The following is a 17,779-nucleotide window of genomic DNA, read 5'->3' on the forward strand; positions in this document are numbered from 1 at the left end:
CGTACTTTACGCCGACTTAAATTAAATCTTTTTTAACGAAAAGCGTATTTTTGCAAAAAAAAGGTCATGGACAAAATATACTATCTCGCTTCTTGCGATACCTGTCGAAAAATCATCAAATCCCTACCCAACACCAACCGTTTGGTATTTCAGGACATCCGCCAGGATCCTATCACTCCGGAACAACTGGAAGAAATGTACCAGCTTTCGGGCAGTTATGAAGCACTTTTCAGCAAAAAGGCACAACTATACAAATCGATGGATCTGAAAAACAAAAACCTGAGCGAAGCCGATTTCAAGAAATACATCCTGGAACATTATACCTTCCTGAGCCGTCCGGTTTTTATTATCGACGGAAAAATCTACATCGGCAACAGCCAGAAAAACATTAACGAAGTTATTGCTGTTTTAAGTTAAATGAAAGCGCGTACTTATGCCCTGATCGCTGCGTGGACGGTAGCCATCATATACGGAGTGACCTTTACGATTGCCAAAGATGTAATGCCGAAATACATTGATGCGTTCGGATTTATTTTCCTTCGCGTGGGCGGATCGACCATTTTGTTTTGGATCGCTTCTTTTTTTGTGAAAACCGAAAAAATTGACCGGAAGGATTTTCCGCGAATTTTGGCCGCCGCGTTTTTTGGTGTGGCCTTGAACATGCTGACTTTCTTTAAAGGACTGAGTTACACTTCGCCCATTATGGGAGCCGTTCTTATGGTAACCACCCCGATGATTGTCTTGGTTTTGTCGGCTATCATCATGAAAGAACGCATGAAAAAGCAAAAAGTCTTAGGGATCCTTTTGGGACTGGCCGGAACCTCAACATTAATTTTATACGGAAAATCGATGGTCAACGCACCCAATGCGACTTTAGGAAATTTTCTGGTATTTGTAAACGCAGTTTCTTATGGTTTCTATCTGATTTTGGTAAAAAAACTGATGGACAAATACAACGCTTTTTCCTTTGTGAAATGGATCTATCTTTTCGGATTTATAATGGTGATCCCTTTCGGATGGAACGAATTTGACGCGGTGGATTGGACGTTAGTCCCGATGGACATCTTCTGGAAAATAGGATTCGTAGTGGTGGTTTCCACATTCCTGACTTATCTTCTGAATTTACTTTCGATGCGCGAACTGAAACCGACAACCGTAGCGGTTTTTATCTACCTGCAACCTTTTTTCGCAACGGTTTTCGCTATCGCATTACAAAAAGACGAATTGAGTTGGGTAAAAATCGGTTCGGCTGCTTTGATTTTCGCCGGCGTATATCTCGTAATCAAAAAGAAACCTGCGACTGTCAGTGAATCCATGGCGGTTACCGACCCAAGTCAACACTAACCACTGATTACTGAACACTTTTAATTATCTTTGAAGTCTATTTAGAAAAACATGATACAATCGATGACCGGATTTGGAAAGTCAACGCTGCAGTTGGCTACCAAAAAAATCACAGTGGAAGTAAAATCATTAAACAGTAAAGGAATGGATCTTAATGTCCGCATGCCTTCTGTATACCGCGAAATGGAATTGGGTCTTCGCAATCAGATTTCCCAACGCCTGGAACGCGGTAAGGTTGATTTTGCCCTTTATATCGAAGTGACCGGAGAAGAAACATCCACCAAAGTGAATGCCCCGATTGTAAAAGCGTATATGTCGCAAATCCGCGACATTTTAGGTACTGCCGATGAAACGGAACTGATAAAAATGGCCGTTCGCATGCCCGATGCCTTAAAGACGGAGCGCGATGAGCTGGACGAAAACGAATGGAAGCAAATTATGTCGGTTATCGACGAAGCGCTCACCAATATCAACAATTTCAGAGCCGATGAAGGACTGTCTCTGGAAAAAGAATTCCAATTGCGCATCGCGAACATTCGTTCGTACATGGAACAGGCTTTGGAACTGGATCCGGAACGCATTCAGAACATCAAAAACAAACTGCAAACCGCTATTGATGAGCTGAAAGTCACTGTGGATGAAAACCGATTCGAACAGGAATTGATCTACTATTTGGAAAAACTGGACATCACCGAAGAAAAAGTGCGTCTGACCAATCATTTGGATTATTTCATAGAAACGCTGAATGGAACTGAGGCCAATGGTAGAAAATTAGGATTCATTACTCAGGAAATGGGTCGCGAGATCAATACGATGGGTTCCAAATCCAATCACGCCGGCATGCAGAAACTTGTCGTTCAGATGAAAGACGAATTGGAAAAAATCAAAGAACAGGTATTGAACGTTTTATAATTAGTTCCTTCTTAAAAACATAAACACACACAACTAAATTAAGGAGCGGATTACTTCGTTCCTCGTAATAATAAAAGAATGAACAAAGGAAAACTAATCGTCTTTTCGGCGCCATCCGGGTCGGGAAAAACAACTATAGTACGCCATTTATTAGGACAGGATGATTTAAATCTGGAATTTTCCATTTCAGCGGCGACGCGTGACCCGCGCGGTGAAGAAGTAAACGGGAAAGATTACTACTTTATGTCGGCCTCAGAATTCAAAAAACATATCAAAAATGAAGATTTCGTAGAGTGGGAAGAAGTATACCGCGATAATTTCTACGGAACTCTGAAAAGCGAAGTAGAACGCATTTGGGCACAAGGCAAAAATGTGATTTTCGATATTGATGTGGCTGGTGGCTTACGTATCAAATCCAAATTCCCGGAAGAAACCTTAGCTGTCTTCGTAAAACCGCCAAGTGTTGATGAATTGAAACGTCGTCTTAAAGAACGCTCCACCGAAAGTGAAGACAAAATCAACATGCGTATCGCCAAAGCCCATGTAGAATTGGCTACGGCTCCGCAATTCGACACCATTATCAAGAATTACGATCTGGATACGGCTAAACAAGAGGCGTACGAATTGGTAAAAAATTTTGTAACTAAGTAATAAGAGAAAAGGGACCAGTTAAAAGCTACAATATTATCACTTTTCCCTTTTGACTTTTCCTTTAAAAAAAATGAAAATCGGACTCTATTTCGGAACCTTCAACCCCATCCACATCGGGCACCTCATCATTGCCAATCATATGGCTGAGCATTCTGATTTGGATCAGATTTGGATGGTGGTCACACCGCACAATCCGCACAAAAAAAAGAATTCGCTTTTGGACGATTACCACCGTTTGCATATGGTGCACCTGGCCACCGAAAACTATCCTAAAATTAAACCTTCCGATATCGAATTCAAATTGCCGCAGCCCAATTATACAATAAATACTTTGGCGCATTTACAGGAAAAGTATCCGTCCCACAAGTTTAGTCTGATCATGGGGGAAGACAATCTGAATTCCTTGCACAAGTGGAAAAATTACGAGGTAATTCTGCAGAATCACGACATTTATGTCTATCCGAGAGCTGTTCTGGAAGAAATTGATCCACAGTTTGTCAATCATCCGAAAATCCATCATGTGGGCGCTCCTATTTTGGAAATATCGTCAACCTTCATCCGCGAAAATATCAAAACCGGAAAAAACATTCAGCCTATGCTGTCTCAGAAGGTTTGGGACTATATCGATCACAACTTTTTTTATAAAAAATAAACGAGTCAGAAGACTCGTTTATTTTTTTAATCGGTTTCGAATATCGGATAATGAATGGCTGACAAGTAATTTTCCGTCGCGGAACACTTCTTTCAGCTCGCCCTGGCTTTCTTCGTCCCAGGAAACCTGATCTAGTAAGTGATAATTACCGTTCTCGTAAGTGATTTTCATCAGACCTTTGGCCGATTTCTTAGTACCGTCATCAGTTATCGGATCTTTGAAGATTTCCCTTCCCTGTCCGTTAACTTCACCGTACGTCGCCTTCATCGCAAAACCAAAAGTATCACGCGTGTTGTACTGATAGGTGTAAGACCCGATTCCCAGCACTACATTTGTAGAAGCAAAACCTTTTTCTTTCAGTCTTTGGCAGATTCGTTCCGCACGTTCCACGGTTATACTGTCGCCGTAAATGGCTCCGATTTGAGGCACCAGCTCTTTATAGCCTTTTGCATTAATTGAGCCTCCAAACACGTCCCAAAGCAACTCAATAACACCTTTCTTTTCCTGCTCTGTCTTTCCGTTCGGATTGCCGCAAATGATGTCTACCGGATCGCCGCTGTCAGGTCGGATCACCACTTTTCCTTCTCTGCTGATGATTTCCTCTTTTAATCGCGGCATGTAATCCGTCAATACTTTCCACAAATCCCAGGTATCGGAAACAATGGACAAGATTCCTTTCGGATAAACCTGAAGTATCAGTCTTTTGAAAGTATCAAATTCGCCATCCGTAGTCCCCATGCACATTACGGAGTGCTCTGTAGCTGCCACGGAACCGCCAATCAGTTCTTTCTCCACGTCGGCATCATAATACTCTTCCAAACAGTCGATTGCCGGAATCGTATCGGTTCCTGTAAAATTCAGCAAATGACCCATTCCGGAGATAACAGCCGCTTCTATACCAGCCATTCCGCGCATAGAGAAATCATGACCCTGCCAGTCTACGAATTCGGGCACCGAAGACGTTTGTTGTGCATAATTGTCCAAAACCATACGGTATTGTTTCGCTATTGTCGCCGAAGTACAAGGCATCCAGACTACCGCTGAAAGCAACGTTTCAAAATAATTCGTCAGCCAGAAAAATTCCGATTTTGTATTGTACATGGTAAACATCGGTACTCGTAACGGCACTTCTGATCCTTCCGGCAGCGCTTTGAATACCATCGGCACATATCCTAAATCGTGTAAGGCTTCGATATGCGTGGTTCCTACTTTATTTTCCCCTAAATAGAAATTGATACGTCGGGCGTACTTTCTCACGACTTCCTCTTTCGGTTTGTTGAAAAAATGCGTCTGAAAATCTTCCAGTATGTACTTTTTGATGAAATACTGCAGTCCGAAGAAAACCACTTTGTCCACTTTCCCGATTCTGGATTTTCGAGGCGTCCAGTTGGAATAAACCAACGTAGTGTTCTCGGGATACTGCCTTCTGTGATCTACTTTGTACCCATCGGTTAATAATAACGGATTCATATTTACTTTATTTATCGTTTAACATATCTCTTACTTCCATCAGGACGAAACCAAGCAGATTCAGTCCGCGCCATTTTTCAGGTCGGTTCGCATCTTCATGATCTGCCGCCATTCCAATGCCCCAGATAGGGTCTACCGGGCTTGCCTCCACCAGTATTCGGTCTTGTGTTGTAATCAGAAATTCTTTCAAATCCTCATTTTGACTGAACTTATGAAAGTTTCCTTGTTTTACAATCTCGTATCGTTTCTCCAGCCAAAGCGTTTCGTTGTAATTTTTGACGGCTCTTCCCAGTTTCTTAGCTTCAGCTGGTGATTCGCAGACCAATATCTTGTCAAATATCTCCTGGTCATCGAATAATTCTGCTTTTTTGGCCATCATCCAATGTTCTGCCGTTCTATAGACAACTTCGTCAACCTCGAAAGCACTCAGCCACCATTGGCTGAAACACGTTTTGGTTATAGTTCCGTTTTTAGCAGGCTGATGCCCCCAAAAGAACAGAAATTTATCATTTGCGCTAATAGTATCGATATTATATTTCATAAGTTTCACTTAGTTTGGTACACAATTCAAAAATGTTGTTTCGAAAGCGTTAAACACTTTTTTGCTTTCAGACGAATCATAAACCGCAAAAACAATCTTTTTGAATGCTTTACTGTATTTTTCCCTAATGATCTGGGCAAACCAATCGGCCACATCTGCTGGATCGTTTCGAAAAACTCCGCATCCCCAGGCACCTAAAATAACGGTCTCCGCATTTTCAAGATTCGCAATGTGCAGCACATGATCAATTCGTCTTTTAAAAACGGCTTCGATTTGCTTTATTTCATCAAGCCGGTTGTGTTGCAACATGGCTCCTTTGTTGGGAGCCGGATAGGTAATCACATCCGCAATTACCGCCTCCGAAAGAGCTTTCCCGTGATCATCAAACCAAAAAACTGTTTTCGGACTGTAAATTAGAGTATCAGTATACAAAAACGACCTTTGATTTCTGTTGATTTCATACATTGTTTTATCTTTGGTTTGTGAAGCGTACAGACTCGATGATCGCGCCAGACTCTCTTCCTGTGCCACCGCTCCTCCCAGAAAACCTCCGCCAGGATTTTTTGCCGAAGCAAAATTTAAAACCGCTGTCTTAGAACTCCTTTCCTTCATTAAAGCTTCAATTGTGGTACAATTAGTAGTGACAATCTTTGCAAATTCTTCATTTTCCCGAATCGGCTTCTGCAGCAAATCCTCCCATTCCCCGGCCTTAATAACGTAAGTTTCTTTTATATTCTGTGCGATTTCCGAAGCGATCTCTTTTTTTATTCCGTTGTGAGAATAGCAACCTTCATCAATGATCTGAAGGGTTTGTTCTGCTATATCCACTCTATCTTTTTTATTCATTTTTCAGTTTCAGTTTAATGAGGACGACCTGCTCCTCGTTTACATCCTTAAAGGAATTCGTAGTAAAGATTTTATCGAAACTGGCTCCCAGCACTTCAAAACCTTTGTTAAAAATTCCATGACTCACCGCCAGGTATAGCTTCCCGGCATTTTTCTTTTTCAGTTCTTCTGCTAATCCGATAAATGTTCCGCCGCCGTCACAAATATCATCCACGATCAGACAGTCCGCACCCTGCAAATCTTCTTCATAAACCTTGAATCCGGATAACTTTCCTGTTTTCACGTCTCTGCTTTTGCTGCATTCCACGACTTCAATACCACCCAAATATTCGGAAAGTTTGTAAATCTTTTTCAGTGCACCGCCGTCCGGCGAAATTAATTTGATGTTTTTACCGGTAACGTTCAAAACTTCTTCGATGAAATTATGATTCGGAACTACTGTACAATTATTCACCACCGCAGGTGTAACTTCCGAATGAGCATCAAAAACGGTTATGCTATCCAATTGCAGTGCATTCAGAATATCGGCATAAACCTTAACCGATAAAGGCTCTCCACCAACCATAACCCTGTCCTGACGGGCAGCCGGAAAGTAAGGAATAAAAGCTCTGATCGTTTTCACTCCCATTCTTCTGAGCGCGTCCACTGCCAGACAAAGCAGCCCGAAATCATTGAAAGAATTGATTCTATGGGTGATGGTTACAGTAGCATCGCTCTTAATAGCGCTTTGTATTTTTATATGCGGTTCACCTCCCGAAAAAGTAAAACTCTGGAAGGCTATTTCATCACCTTCAATAGGTTTGAAATTGGTATCTAAATTCAGTATCATAAATAATTTATTTTGCGTAATATTTACACAAATGTAAAACACTATTTTAATTCTTCAAAATTATTTTGCGTTTTTTTTACACAAACTTGATTTCAAAGTAAAAACCGTGCTTCAAAAGTTCTTTGTATTTAGTTGTATTGAACCGGAAAAACTTAGCAGGACGTCCTGATTTAGCAACGTTTACCTCATCTGTTTCTTCAAGAATATCAAAGCTCAGCATCTTTTTGCGGAAATTTCTCCGATCGATCGGTTTATCTAAAATCGTAGTATAAAGATTCTCAAGATCGGAAAACAGGAAAAGCTCCGGCAATAAGTCAAATCCCACCGGCTGATAGGTCAGTTTTGCTTTTAAGCGTTGCACTGCCGTTTTCAGAATAGCATCGTGATCAAAAGCGAGGTTGGGCACATCCTGAATTTTCACCCAGGCTACTTCATCTGCATCGGTATCCGCTTTAATTTCGATCTTAGAAGGATCCACCAAACCAAAATACGATACGGATATCACACGATTTCGAGGATCCCTGCTCACATCATCACCAAATGTATAAAGCTGTTCCAGATAATTAATGGAAACATTGGTCTCTTCCTTCAATTCTCTTTTGACAGCTTCCGTAAGGGTTTCATCGTCTCGGACCAATCCGCCGGGTAAAGCCCAATAGGTATTGTGACTGCCAAATTTCTGCTGAATCAGCAAAACATATAACGAAGCATCCCGATAGCCAAAGACCACGGCATCCACGGCAACCCTGATATTCTGCAACCCTTCCATAATAGTGTAATTTTTACGCTAAAATAAAAAATATCTCTTAACATTCTTTTAAAACAATCAGGTCAGAACAATAAGTATCTTTAAGTTTTGAAAATTTTGAATCTTTTAAAGACTTACTTATGTTAAATTTCGAATTATACAATCCCACCAATTATGTCTTTGGAAAAGGCCAAACAGCCAGGCTGACCGACTTAGTTCCAAAAAACACAAAAATATTATTAGCGTATGGCGGCGGAAGCATCTTTAAAAACGGCGTCTATGATCAGGTAAAAAATGCTCTTCCGGGATTTGACATCGTCGAATTTGGTGGCATTGAACCCAATCCGCGTTATGAAACCCTGATGAAAGCTGTGGAAATCATCCGTACGCAAAACATCGGCTTTATTTTGGCCGTAGGTGGCGGTAGTGTGATTGATGGCGTAAAATTCATTTCGGCCGCCGTAAAATTTGAAGGGAATCCGATGGACATCCTTAAAAAACGCATGTCGATAAGAGACGTTTCTCAGGTTATCCCGTTTGGAACCGTCTTAACCTTACCGGCTACAGGAAGTGAAATGAATTCAGGTTCCGTAGTAACCATCAATGAAACACAGGAAAAACTGGCCTTTGGCGGAAGTGCTTTGTTCCCGCAATTCTCCATTTGTGATCCTACAGTGATTGAATCCTTGCCAAAAAGACAGATACAAAACGGCGTCGTAGATGCTTTTACCCACGTTATGGAACAATACCTGACCTATACGCATGATGCACTGCTTCAGGACAGAATTGCCGAGAGTATTTTGCAGACTTTGATAGAAATCGGTCCCAGTGTCGTTGAAAATCCGAGCGACTATAAACTGGCATCCAATTACATGTGGTGTGCAACAATGGCACTAAACGGCCTACTGAATAAAGGTGTCCCTACCGATTGGGCGACACACATGATAGGCCACGAACTGACTGCCTTATATGAAATCGATCACGCCAGAACTTTGGCCATTATCGGTCCGAATTTATACCGCGTGATGTTTGATACCAAAAAGGACAAACTGGCCCAGTACGGCGAGCGCGTTTTCGGAGTTCAGGGTAATTCCGTAGAAGAAAAAGCTGAAAAAGCCATCGAAAAAACCGTTGACTTCCTACATACGATGGGAATGCTGACCAAACTTTCCGAAAACACGGCCAATTATGAAAATACGGCTGATTTTATCGTAGCCCGATTTGAAGAACGCGGCTGGAAGGGACTTGGCGAACAACAAAATATTACACCGGAAAAAGTTCGGGAAATTGTAGAATTGAGTTATTGATACGACAGAAAACGCTCCGATTTTTGGGGCGTTTTTTTATGCTATTTCTCCATCTAAAAAGAGAAAAAAACCGAAAGGCGCTCCGAAATGAATTTCAAGAGCGCCTCCCTCACCAAAAACAAAAAATATTAACTTTTTCTAACTTTACGAAAATGCAAACACACATTTATCGTTCTTAACCGAGATAATAACGACCTCGCCTGCTTTTCATTGTTTTGGAAAATCATAATCTAATGTTAAAGTTTTTTCAACAGGAACCAGTTTCCTCCTGCACGCCTGATAAATAAGGCGATCGACGCATTATCCCCGTTCATTGCCAAAAGCAAAGTTTTTCTCTTTCGTCAAATTTGAGTACTTTTGAAGCTACAAACCCGAACAAGAAAATGACTGATACACCGAAATTTGCGGTAATTGGTGGCGGTAGCTGGGCAACAGCGATTGCAAAGATGTTATGCGTTAACCTTCCGGAAATCGCTTGGTACATGCGAAACACTTACGCCATTGAACATATAAAAATCAACAAACACAATCCGAATTATCTTAGTTCGGTTGAGTTTGACACCAATAAGTTAAGACTTACCAGCGACATCAACGAAGCAGTAGCCTATGCGGATTATGTCATATTTGCCATTCCGTCTGCCTTCTTAAAAGGAGAATTGGAAAAACTGACCGTAAGCCTTGATGATAAAGTGATTTTTTCCGCAATCAAAGGTATTGTACCGGAAACCAGCTTAATTGTTGGTGAACATTTTCATAAGGTTTATGATATTGCTTATGATAACATCGGCGTTATTACAGGACCTTGTCATGCTGAAGAAGTTGCTTTAGAACGACTTTCTTATCTTACGATTGCCTGTGGTGATGATGAAAAGGCTAAGATTATGGCTAAAAACCTGAATAGCCATTACATCAAAACCAAGACATCAGACGATATCATCGGTACGGAATACGCAGCCATGCTGAAAAACATCTATTCCATTGCGGCCGGTATCGCCCATGGATTAGGATACGGTGATAATTTCCAGGCTTTGCTGATGAGCAACGCAATTCGGGAGATGAAGAAGTACATCAAGAAAGTCCACAAAATGAAGCGCAATATCAATGATTCCGCTTACTTGGGGGATTTACTGGTAACCGGCTATTCTATTTTTTCGCGTAACCGAATGTTCGGAAACATGATCGGGAAAGGGTATACCGTAAAATCAGCACAGATGGAAATGAGCATGGTTGCAGAAGGATATTACGCTACCAAAAGTGCTCATAAGCTGAACGAAGAATACAAAGCCAAAACGCCGATCATTGATGCGGTTTATGACATCCTGTATGAAGGAAAGGAACCTAAAAAAGTCTTCAAGAAACTGACTGAAAAACTGGATTAGTACTTCGCAAGTCCGGTTCTTCACCCTTATGCGATTGCCAGCCCCAAATACCGAGTAGGAAGATAGTAATAACAATTCTGTCCGCAGAATCAAATTTGTCAAACACAAATGGATAAGTTAATCAATCACCCGGGAATTTTAACTGTATTTACGGTCGTAATCCTGGCCATGCTGCTTTTGGATCTGGGCGTTTTTTCGAAGAACAATCACGCGATAAGCAACCGGGAAGCACTGATGTGGTCGGTTATCTGGATTTCACTTGCGATGGGGTTCAGCAGTGTGATCTACTATTATATGGGTGTCGAGAAATTTGCGCAATTCCAGTCGGCCTATTGGATCGAAAAAGCGCTTTCTGTGGACAATCTCTTCGTTTTTATCATGGTTTTCGGTTTCTTCAACGTTGAACGGGAGCTGCATCACAAAGTATTGTTTTGGGGAATTATCGGAGCGTTGGTCTTCCGCGCTATTTTTATTTTTACGGGTGTCGAACTGATCAATATGACGTACCTGCCCGAAATACACATCTTCGGCCATTTTGTAAAAATCAACGTTATCCTCTCTGTTTTTGGATTCTTTCTGATTTTCGCCGGTTTCAAATCCTGGTTTTCCGAGCCTGACGAAGGCGATAAAGATTTTACCAAAAGTCCCGGAGCCCGTTTAGTACATCGTTTTTTCAAAGTCAGTGAAAATTATGACGGCGGCAATTTTTTCACGGTCGAAAACGGAGTAAAAATGGCCACGCCTTTACTAGTAGTGGTAGCCGTTATTGAATTTACCGATTTGATTTTCGCCGTCGACAGTATTCCTGCCATTTTTGCTATTGCGCCCAATGATCCGTTTATTTTATACACTTCTAACATTTTCGCGATTCTGGGACTTAGAGCGCTTTATTTTCTTTTGGCTAACTTCATGTATATGTTCAGTCGTTTAAAGTACGGGCTGGCCGTTATTTTGGCTTTTATAGGGGTGAAAATGCTTATTGCTCCCTTTCAGCATATTTCGTCTCCGGTTTCACTTCTGATCGTGGGAACGATTTTGGCGCTTTCCGTGGTTGCATCACTCTTATTCCCGGTTAAAGAATAATCGTTTGACAGAAAATAAAAAAGCGCTAGAAATTCTAACGCTTTTACCTAATTATTTTACAGTTATTTCGTCAACGAAAATATAAGCATCGCCTCCGGCACCCTGATGCCATCCAGGCAATTTACCAAAGTTGTAAGCAATCACTTTTATGTATCTTGCTTTGGTTTCTTTTGTATTTAAGGTAAAACCTTTGATCTGCTCCTTATAATCATCCGCCGCAACCGTATTAGAAACTGTACCAATCAATTCAAATTTTACATTGTCATTTGAAATATAGTATTCCACTTTAGTTGGCATTACGATCCAGGCGCGGGTGTCCTGTAAAAAACGACCGCTGAATTCATGCACATTCGTAACCTTTTTCAGATCGATAACGGCCTCAAAATTCTGTCCCTGATAACCCTGCCAATCGCCTTTACGCCAGTTTTCGTTCCCTAATACACCATCGATTAAACCTTCCGGACCACCGGCATGATATTGTGATGAATATTTTGATTTAATCTCGATACTGTAATCGCTCGGTTTTTTGAAGAACGTCGCCGAAATCACACTGCTTTTCGCGCCTGCACCATTAACATTGTAGGCAAAAACGGTGGTGGTTTCGTTTATTTCCAAAGGCATGGTATATGCTTTAAAATCATTGCTATTGGCTAACGAATAGTAGATTTTATTACCTGAATCGGATTCAATGCTGATTTTCAAATTATCTTTAAATGCTTTGCTGTCCGCCTGAATCGCAGGAACCGGAGTAATTAAATCGTAATGATAGTTCTTTGTTGTGCCTTGGCTCTTATTGATGCTTAGTTTCTTATTTATTCCGCCTTTTGCAAGATCCAACGATCTACTGTCTTCAAGATTCACTTTCACGTTGTCAAAAAACGGTTCTGTTTCATTCCAGATTCCGCTTCCGGGCGTCACGGTATAAATCCCCATCGAACTTAACACATACCATGCGCTCATCTGCCCGCAATCTTCATTACCGATCAATCCGTCCGGTGTATTTTTGTAGAATTCGTTTAAGATGTAATGGATTTTCTCTTTGGTCTTCTCCGGTTTTCCGACGTAATTATACAGATATGCCATGTGATGACTTGGTTCATTTCCGTGTGCATATTGCCCGATCAAACCGGTGATATCCGCTTGCTCTCGTCCGGTTGTCGCTGAAGGTGCCGTGAACATCTCATCCAATTTTGCTTCGAATTTCTCCTCTCCTCCATAGGCTTTTATCATTCCCGAAATATCTTGCGGAACGAAAAACGAATACTGCCAGGAATTACCTTCCGTAAAATTATTATTCACTTCTCTGGGATCAAACGGTTTGTCCCAGCCTCCGTTTTTCTTCGGACGCATATGGCCAGTCTGACTATCGAAAAGGTTTTTCCAGCTTTGCGAACGTTTCATGAAATACTCATAATCCTCTTTTTTATCAAGGATTTTTGCCATTTGAGCAATACACCAGTCGTCATAAGCGTACTCCACCGTTTTGGAAACACTCTCGTGTTCGTCATCGATAGAAATCAATCCGCTTTTCTTGTAAGCGTCTAATCCTAAATGATCCAACATCGCTGAATGTTTAGCCGCTTCGAATGCTTTGTTGTAATCGAAACCTTTGATTCCCTTTACCATCGCATCGGCAATTACCGAAACAGAATGATATCCGATCATACAATCGGTTTCGTTGGAAGCCAGTTCCCAAACCGGTAACCTTCCGCCCTGTTCGTATTGTTTGATAAACGTATTGATATAATCGGAAGTTCGTTTTTTGTCAATTAGGGTATACAACGGATGTGCACCTCGGAAGGTATCCCAAAGTGAGAAAACCGTATAATAATCAAAGTTATCCGCTACGTGGATCTTATTGTCACGGCCTCTGTATTTTCCGTCGATGTCTTCTGCAATATTGGGTTGCATCATCGTGTGGTACAATGCCGTATAGAAAATCGCCATTTTTTCCTTGTCGGAAGAATTTACTTCGATTGTTGACAACTCTTTATCCCAAAGGGCCGTAGCTGCATTTCTTGCCTTCTCGAAATCCCAGTGCTTGATTTCCGACATGTTCAGTTTGGCACCATCGTAACTTGTGGGCGACAGCGCTACCTTAACTAAGATCTTTTCGCCTTTCTTAACTGGTTTGGAGAAAGCTAATGCCAGATATTTCAAGGCTTCTTTGTCCGAAGCAAGTTTACTGTTTTTCGAATTGGACACCTTCATGGGCACATTGAATTCAATGCGTGCAAAAACATATTGGTCACGTGCCCATGCTTCGCTCCGACGTAGAATTTCGATGGTTTTATTGTCGATGACCTTCACTTCACCTTGCAGAAGTTTGTCGCGGTGGTTCAGATCTAAAATTATATTGGCCTGACCGTCTTTGTTGAACGTATATTCATGAAAACCAACTCTCGGGGAAGCGGTCAATCGAACATCAATATTGTGTTTATCCAATTTCACTGCGTAAAATCCGGCTTTGGCTTTTTCATGAGCATGCGAAAAAGCGGACGAATAGACCGTATTATCTAATGACGGTTCGCCCATCGTTGGCATCAGCATAATATCGCCAAAATCAGAAACACCTACACCGTTGAGATGCGTATGGGAAAAACCATAAATAACAGTATCGGAATAATGATAACCGCCACAACCGTCCCAACTGCCGTCAATTCTTGTGTCCGGCGACAATTGAACCATTCCGTGAGGAACCGTCGCACCAGGAAATGTGTGTCCGTGACCACCCGTTCCTACGAACGGATTCACATATTGCGCATAATTGTTTTTTTGTGAAAAAGCGCTTACCGATAGGAAAGCCGTAATAAATAGCAAAGCTGTTTTTCTCATTAGAAGTTGTGCTGAAAAATTTCCCTAAAGTAGGAAATAATCCAACATCCTCTAACCCCGTTTCGGATTTATATCCCTAAAATCAACTGTTTCGGAAACAAAAAAAAATCCTCAGAACTTCAACTCTCCGTTGAAATAATTCATCAACAGTTATTTTACCAAAACCCCGCGTTTGTTCATCACCGGAATATCGGTCATGGCACGATCGTTTATTGAATTGGCTCTGAAAACATAACTTCTGTCGTACAGTTTATCATCTATGAAAAAGGTCACCAAAAATTCGTTGTTCAGTTGAAGAACATTATTCTCAAGCAATTCGATCTTTACAGCCGAATTCGGCAGCACTTCTTTAAAAGCGTGACGGAAGGTTCCTGTTTTGCGTTCTTCACCGTTGATCTGCCCATAAGCTCTGGACACCACAATAGCCATTTCCAATTTCGCATCACTATCATTAACCAAGTAGGCGTACCAGGAATTTTCCATAAAATCATCGTTCCATTCCTGAACGGTTGCCACATAAACATTCTCCACCTTTGGTATAATAATATCCTTTTGCATAACACTGTAAATTAAAAGTCTGCAAATTTACTCAAATATTCCTTAATTTTAGTAGGACTAAATCCTTGAGGTCATTAATTATCAAATCTCAAAAATACGATCATCATGAAACTACTGATTACAACACTGTTTTTCGTCAACATAACTGTTTTTGGCTGTGAATTCGGAAAGAAAAACGAATCGGGAACCACTGAAAAAACAACGAACACTGTGCCTTTAACGAATGATCAACATACTTCGGAGCTGTCACTGGACTGGAGCGGTTACTATGAAGGAATTATCCCTTGTGCCGATTGTCCGGGAATTGAAACAGGACTGACATTAAACGATGACAAAACCTATTCACTTTCCGTATTATACCAAGAAAGACAAAAAAAGCCAACCATTATCAAAGGATCCTTTAGCTGGGACTCCACCGGAAGCATTATTAAGCTAGACAAAGCCGGTACAGAAAGTCAATATAAGGTGGCGGAAGGAAAACTTATTATGCTGGATCGCAACGGAAAAGCAATCGAAGGCGCTTTAAAGTCGCATTATGTTTTAAAGAAGGTTATAAAATAAATCGGTCCCTTTCTGAAGTTTTCAAAATGGGACCGTTTTACAAATTATATTGCGTACTAAAAACTTGTGTATTGTACCGAATCAAACAGCGCGTAGTTCTGCGTTTGCGGAATGTGATCTCCTATAAATGTAAGGTTCTCCATGCTGCAAAAAATGTTAAATTTAAACCTGTTTCCAAAATTTAGTTGTTTTGAAGCCACGATTGTTCCGTCAATTTTCCAGGTTGCAAAATATTTATTGCCGGACGTCAGCCTCAATTCGATAGTCAAAGTGTACCACTGATTTCTTGTAATCGTTTTTCGTACCGAATTAAAAGGATTGCCCTGTGAAGTCATGTAGGCAACTAATTCATCCTCTTGTGCAGCCAAACTTTGTCGGATACTTTGACTTCCGTAACCGATTTCGAAATCCAACTCATGCGTATCATCGTAATAAAGGAATGCTCCGATACTGGACATATCTCCAGCCCCCATTTCCGGCACATAGACTCTCCAGCTATAAGTTCCGGCTCCATAAGTAGCTGTGGTTTTGACCTTAGCACGCTCCCAGGTGTTAGCGTTAGTAAATATTTTCAGATTACCGTTATCCAAAAAATAACCACCCGTTCCAACCTGAGAAGCATCCTGCCATTCGTTCAGATCGTTAAATTCCCAGTTTTTGGTTATGGGGTTAGTATTAGGTCCTTTTGCAGTTTCTGAATTTTCAGTGTTTCCTGTAGCATCCTGTTCTTCCGGTGAACAGGAGAAGAGAAATAATCCCATAAGTACTATGGCAATTTTTGTAACTTTTTTCATTCTTTAAGATTTGATCGTTATTTTTTGGGTTTTCAAATATAAAAATTGCTTTCAAATTGAAAAACCTTTTAAACGGCACAAACGATAAAATCACTATTTAAACGGCCAAAATCCTATTTATTTAACAAATAAATTCTAAAACTGATCCATCATTAACTTAGGAACTTGCTAAAAATAAAAAAAGCTGTCTTTCGACAGCCTTAACTTTATATACTTGATTTGAATTGCTCCAAAAAGCGAACGTCGTTTTCGTAGAACATTCGGATATCTCCGATTTGGTATAATAACATTGCAATACGTTCGATACCCATACCGAAAGCGAAACCGTTGTATTTGTCGGCGTCGATACCACAATTTTTCAATACGTTAGGATCAACCATTCCGCAGCCCATGATTTCAAGCCAACCGGTTCCTTTGGTAATTCTGTAATCGGTTTCTGTTTTTAAACCCCAGTAAATATCCACCTCAGCACTTGGCTCGGTGAACGGGAAGTAACTCGGACGCAGACGGATTTTTGATTTTCCGAACATTTCTTTGGTGAAATACAACAAAGTCTGTTTTAAATCAGCGAAGGAAACATTCTGATCGATGTACAATCCTTCCACCTGATGGAAAATGCAATGCGAACGCGAAGAAACCGCTTCATTACGGAATACACGTCCCGGAGAAATCGTACGGATTGGCGGTTTATTGCCTTCCATGTAGCGTACCTGAACTGATGACGTATGCGTGCGCAACAATACATCCGGATTGCTCTGGATAAAAAAAGTATCCTGCATGTCTCTTGCCGGATGGTATTCCGGAAGGTTCAACGCAGTGAAGTTATGCCAGTCGTCTTCAATTTCCGGTCCTTCCGAAACATTGAATCCGATGTTGGAAAAAATATCTACAATCTGATTTTTTACGATGGAAATAGGATGACGTGAACCAATTACCAAAGGCTCGCCCGGACGTGTTAAATCGCCATAAACTCCGCCTGCCACTTCTTTGCTTTCCAGCGCTTCCTGAATGGTTTTCACTTTACCTTCAGCGGTAACTTTCAACAAGTTGATTACCTGGCCGAACTCTTTTTTCTGATCATTAGGCACGTTTTTAAACTCGGCGAAAAGATCTCTCAACAAGCCTTTGCTTCCCAGGAATTTAATTCGAAAAGCCTCTAAAGTTTCTTTATTGTCGGTGGTAAATGCTTCTGCTTCACCAATGTATTCTTTAATCTTGTCTGTCATCGTCATTCTGTAATTGGATGCAAATTTAGGAAAAAGTTAGGAG

18 protein-coding genes are annotated in these 17,779 nt (G+C 41.0%); 9 read left to right on the plus strand and 9 right to left on the minus strand.

Annotation, left to right across the window (positions count from 1 at the left end):
• The first annotated feature begins 66 nt into the window (after positions 1-66).
• The 5 genes from AC3E9U_RS15110 to nadD all read left to right on the plus strand — a co-directional run bounded on the left by AC3E9U_RS15110 (position 67) and on the right by nadD (position 3,559).
• Positions 67-417 (plus strand): arsenate reductase family protein, encoded by a 351-nt coding sequence (locus tag AC3E9U_RS15110; protein ID WP_488747760.1) that lies wholly within the window; start codon positions 67-69, stop codon positions 415-417.
• Positions 418-1,344 carry a DMT family transporter gene (locus tag AC3E9U_RS15115; RefSeq protein WP_488747761.1) on the plus strand — a complete coding sequence of 309 codons (927 nt, stop codon included), beginning with the start codon at positions 418-420 and terminating at the stop codon, positions 1,342-1,344.
• A 51-nt stretch (positions 1,345-1,395) separates the two neighbouring features.
• Positions 1,396-2,256, plus strand: coding sequence for a YicC/YloC family endoribonuclease (locus tag AC3E9U_RS15120; protein WP_488747762.1), 861 nt, complete (start codon positions 1,396-1,398; stop codon positions 2,254-2,256).
• A gap of 78 nt (positions 2,257-2,334) precedes the next feature.
• The gene (gene gmk / locus AC3E9U_RS15125) at positions 2,335-2,907 is read left to right on the plus strand and encodes a guanylate kinase (RefSeq protein ID WP_488747763.1); all 573 of its coding nucleotides are present in this window, start codon (positions 2,335-2,337) and stop codon (positions 2,905-2,907) included.
• 70 nt (positions 2,908-2,977) lie between these two features.
• Entirely contained in the window at positions 2,978-3,559 is a 582-nt protein-coding gene (gene nadD / locus AC3E9U_RS15130; RefSeq protein ID WP_488747764.1) for a nicotinate (nicotinamide) nucleotide adenylyltransferase, read from the plus strand.
• An 18-nt stretch (positions 3,560-3,577) separates the two neighbouring features.
• Here nadD and AC3E9U_RS15135 read toward each other — a convergent pair whose 3' ends face one another.
• The 5 genes from AC3E9U_RS15135 to AC3E9U_RS15155 form a co-directional block, all read right to left on the minus strand.
• A complete protein-coding gene (locus tag AC3E9U_RS15135; RefSeq protein ID WP_488747765.1) occupies positions 3,578-5,029 on the minus strand; it encodes a nicotinate phosphoribosyltransferase in 1,452 nt (483 codons plus the stop codon).
• 7 nt (positions 5,030-5,036) lie between these two features.
• Positions 5,037-5,570, minus strand: coding sequence for a riboflavin biosynthesis intermediates N-glycosidase (gene ybiA / locus AC3E9U_RS15140; protein ID WP_488747766.1), 534 nt, complete (start codon positions 5,568-5,570; stop codon positions 5,037-5,039).
• 9 nt (positions 5,571-5,579) lie between these two features.
• Entirely contained in the window at positions 5,580-6,416 is an 837-nt protein-coding gene (locus AC3E9U_RS15145; protein ID WP_488747767.1) for a TIGR02452 family protein, read from the minus strand.
• A complete protein-coding gene (gene prs / locus AC3E9U_RS15150; RefSeq protein ID WP_488747768.1) occupies positions 6,409-7,245 on the minus strand; it encodes a ribose-phosphate diphosphokinase in 837 nt (278 codons plus the stop codon). The genes AC3E9U_RS15145 and prs overlap by 8 nt, the downstream gene beginning before the upstream one ends.
• A gap of 76 nt (positions 7,246-7,321) precedes the next feature.
• Complete coding sequence (locus AC3E9U_RS15155) at positions 7,322-8,014, minus strand: NUDIX hydrolase (protein WP_488747769.1); 693 nt, start codon at positions 8,012-8,014, stop codon at positions 7,322-7,324.
• A gap of 119 nt (positions 8,015-8,133) precedes the next feature.
• On the opposite strand from AC3E9U_RS15155, the gene AC3E9U_RS15160 reads away from it, so the two are divergent.
• The 3 genes from AC3E9U_RS15160 to AC3E9U_RS15170 all read left to right on the plus strand — a co-directional run bounded on the left by AC3E9U_RS15160 (position 8,134) and on the right by AC3E9U_RS15170 (position 11,762).
• Entirely contained in the window at positions 8,134-9,300 is a 1,167-nt protein-coding gene (locus tag AC3E9U_RS15160) for an iron-containing alcohol dehydrogenase (RefSeq protein WP_488747770.1), read from the plus strand.
• 383 nt (positions 9,301-9,683) lie between these two features.
• Positions 9,684-10,679, plus strand: coding sequence for an NAD(P)H-dependent glycerol-3-phosphate dehydrogenase (locus AC3E9U_RS15165; protein WP_488747803.1), 996 nt, complete (start codon positions 9,684-9,686; stop codon positions 10,677-10,679).
• A 108-nt stretch (positions 10,680-10,787) separates the two neighbouring features.
• Positions 10,788-11,762: a TerC/Alx family metal homeostasis membrane protein gene (locus AC3E9U_RS15170; RefSeq protein WP_488747771.1), complete on the plus strand. Its 975-nt coding sequence runs from the start codon at positions 10,788-10,790 to the stop codon at positions 11,760-11,762.
• A gap of 51 nt (positions 11,763-11,813) precedes the next feature.
• Here AC3E9U_RS15170 and AC3E9U_RS15175 read toward each other — a convergent pair whose 3' ends face one another.
• A complete protein-coding gene (locus AC3E9U_RS15175) occupies positions 11,814-14,597 on the minus strand; it encodes a GH92 family glycosyl hydrolase (RefSeq protein WP_488747772.1) in 2,784 nt (927 codons plus the stop codon).
• Positions 14,598-14,747: 150 nt separating this feature from the next.
• On the minus strand, positions 14,748-15,155 hold the full coding sequence (locus AC3E9U_RS15180; protein ID WP_488747773.1) for a hypothetical protein: 408 nt from the start codon (positions 15,153-15,155) through the stop codon (positions 14,748-14,750).
• Between the two features lie 105 nt (positions 15,156-15,260).
• Here AC3E9U_RS15180 and AC3E9U_RS15185 point away from each other — a divergent pair, with 105 nt between their 5' ends.
• On the plus strand, positions 15,261-15,716 hold the full coding sequence (locus AC3E9U_RS15185; RefSeq protein ID WP_488747774.1) for a copper resistance protein NlpE: 456 nt from the start codon (positions 15,261-15,263) through the stop codon (positions 15,714-15,716).
• A gap of 56 nt (positions 15,717-15,772) precedes the next feature.
• On the opposite strand, the gene AC3E9U_RS15190 is transcribed toward AC3E9U_RS15185, so the two are convergent.
• Together AC3E9U_RS15190 and pheS are read right to left on the minus strand one after the other, a co-directional pair.
• Complete coding sequence (locus AC3E9U_RS15190) at positions 15,773-16,510, minus strand: hypothetical protein (protein ID WP_488747775.1); 738 nt, start codon at positions 16,508-16,510, stop codon at positions 15,773-15,775.
• Between the two features lie 206 nt (positions 16,511-16,716).
• Complete coding sequence (gene pheS / locus AC3E9U_RS15195; RefSeq protein WP_488747776.1) at positions 16,717-17,736, minus strand: phenylalanine--tRNA ligase subunit alpha; 1,020 nt, start codon at positions 17,734-17,736, stop codon at positions 16,717-16,719.
• Positions 17,737-17,779 lie beyond the last annotated feature (43 nt).

The organism is Flavobacterium sp. 21.1, assembly GCF_057801535.1.

Bases quoted from the DNA above. Each gene is read 5' to 3' on its own strand.
- AC3E9U_RS15190 (WP_488747775.1), bottom strand. From the start codon at position 16,510: ATGAAAAAAGTTACAAAAATTGCCATAGTACTTATGGGATTATTTCTC.
- nadD (WP_488747764.1), top strand. From the start codon at position 2,978: ATGAAAATCGGACTCTATTTCGGAACCTTCAACCCCATCCACATCGGG.
- AC3E9U_RS15185 (WP_488747774.1), top strand. From the start codon at position 15,261: ATGAAACTACTGATTACAACACTGTTTTTCGTCAACATAACTGTTTTT.
- AC3E9U_RS15165 (WP_488747803.1), top strand. From the start codon at position 9,684: ATGACTGATACACCGAAATTTGCGGTAATTGGTGGCGGTAGCTGGGCA.
- AC3E9U_RS15160 (WP_488747770.1), top strand. From the start codon at position 8,134: ATGTTAAATTTCGAATTATACAATCCCACCAATTATGTCTTTGGAAAA.
- ybiA (WP_488747766.1), bottom strand. From the start codon at position 5,570: ATGAAATATAATATCGATACTATTAGCGCAAATGATAAATTTCTGTTC.
- gmk (WP_488747763.1), top strand. From the start codon at position 2,335: ATGAACAAAGGAAAACTAATCGTCTTTTCGGCGCCATCCGGGTCGGGA.
- prs (WP_488747768.1), bottom strand. From the start codon at position 7,245: ATGATACTGAATTTAGATACCAATTTCAAACCTATTGAAGGTGATGAA.
- AC3E9U_RS15110 (WP_488747760.1), top strand. From the start codon at position 67: ATGGACAAAATATACTATCTCGCTTCTTGCGATACCTGTCGAAAAATC.
- pheS (WP_488747776.1), bottom strand. From the start codon at position 17,736: ATGACAGACAAGATTAAAGAATACATTGGTGAAGCAGAAGCATTTACC.
- AC3E9U_RS15120 (WP_488747762.1), top strand. From the start codon at position 1,396: ATGATACAATCGATGACCGGATTTGGAAAGTCAACGCTGCAGTTGGCT.
- AC3E9U_RS15115 (WP_488747761.1), top strand. From the start codon at position 418: ATGAAAGCGCGTACTTATGCCCTGATCGCTGCGTGGACGGTAGCCATC.
- AC3E9U_RS15135 (WP_488747765.1), bottom strand. From the start codon at position 5,029: ATGAATCCGTTATTATTAACCGATGGGTACAAAGTAGATCACAGAAGG.
- AC3E9U_RS15155 (WP_488747769.1), bottom strand. From the start codon at position 8,014: ATGGAAGGGTTGCAGAATATCAGGGTTGCCGTGGATGCCGTGGTCTTT.
- AC3E9U_RS15145 (WP_488747767.1), bottom strand. From the start codon at position 6,416: ATGAATAAAAAAGATAGAGTGGATATAGCAGAACAAACCCTTCAGATC.
- AC3E9U_RS15175 (WP_488747772.1), bottom strand. From the start codon at position 14,597: ATGAGAAAAACAGCTTTGCTATTTATTACGGCTTTCCTATCGGTAAGC.
- AC3E9U_RS15180 (WP_488747773.1), bottom strand. From the start codon at position 15,155: ATGCAAAAGGATATTATTATACCAAAGGTGGAGAATGTTTATGTGGCA.
- AC3E9U_RS15170 (WP_488747771.1), top strand. From the start codon at position 10,788: ATGGATAAGTTAATCAATCACCCGGGAATTTTAACTGTATTTACGGTC.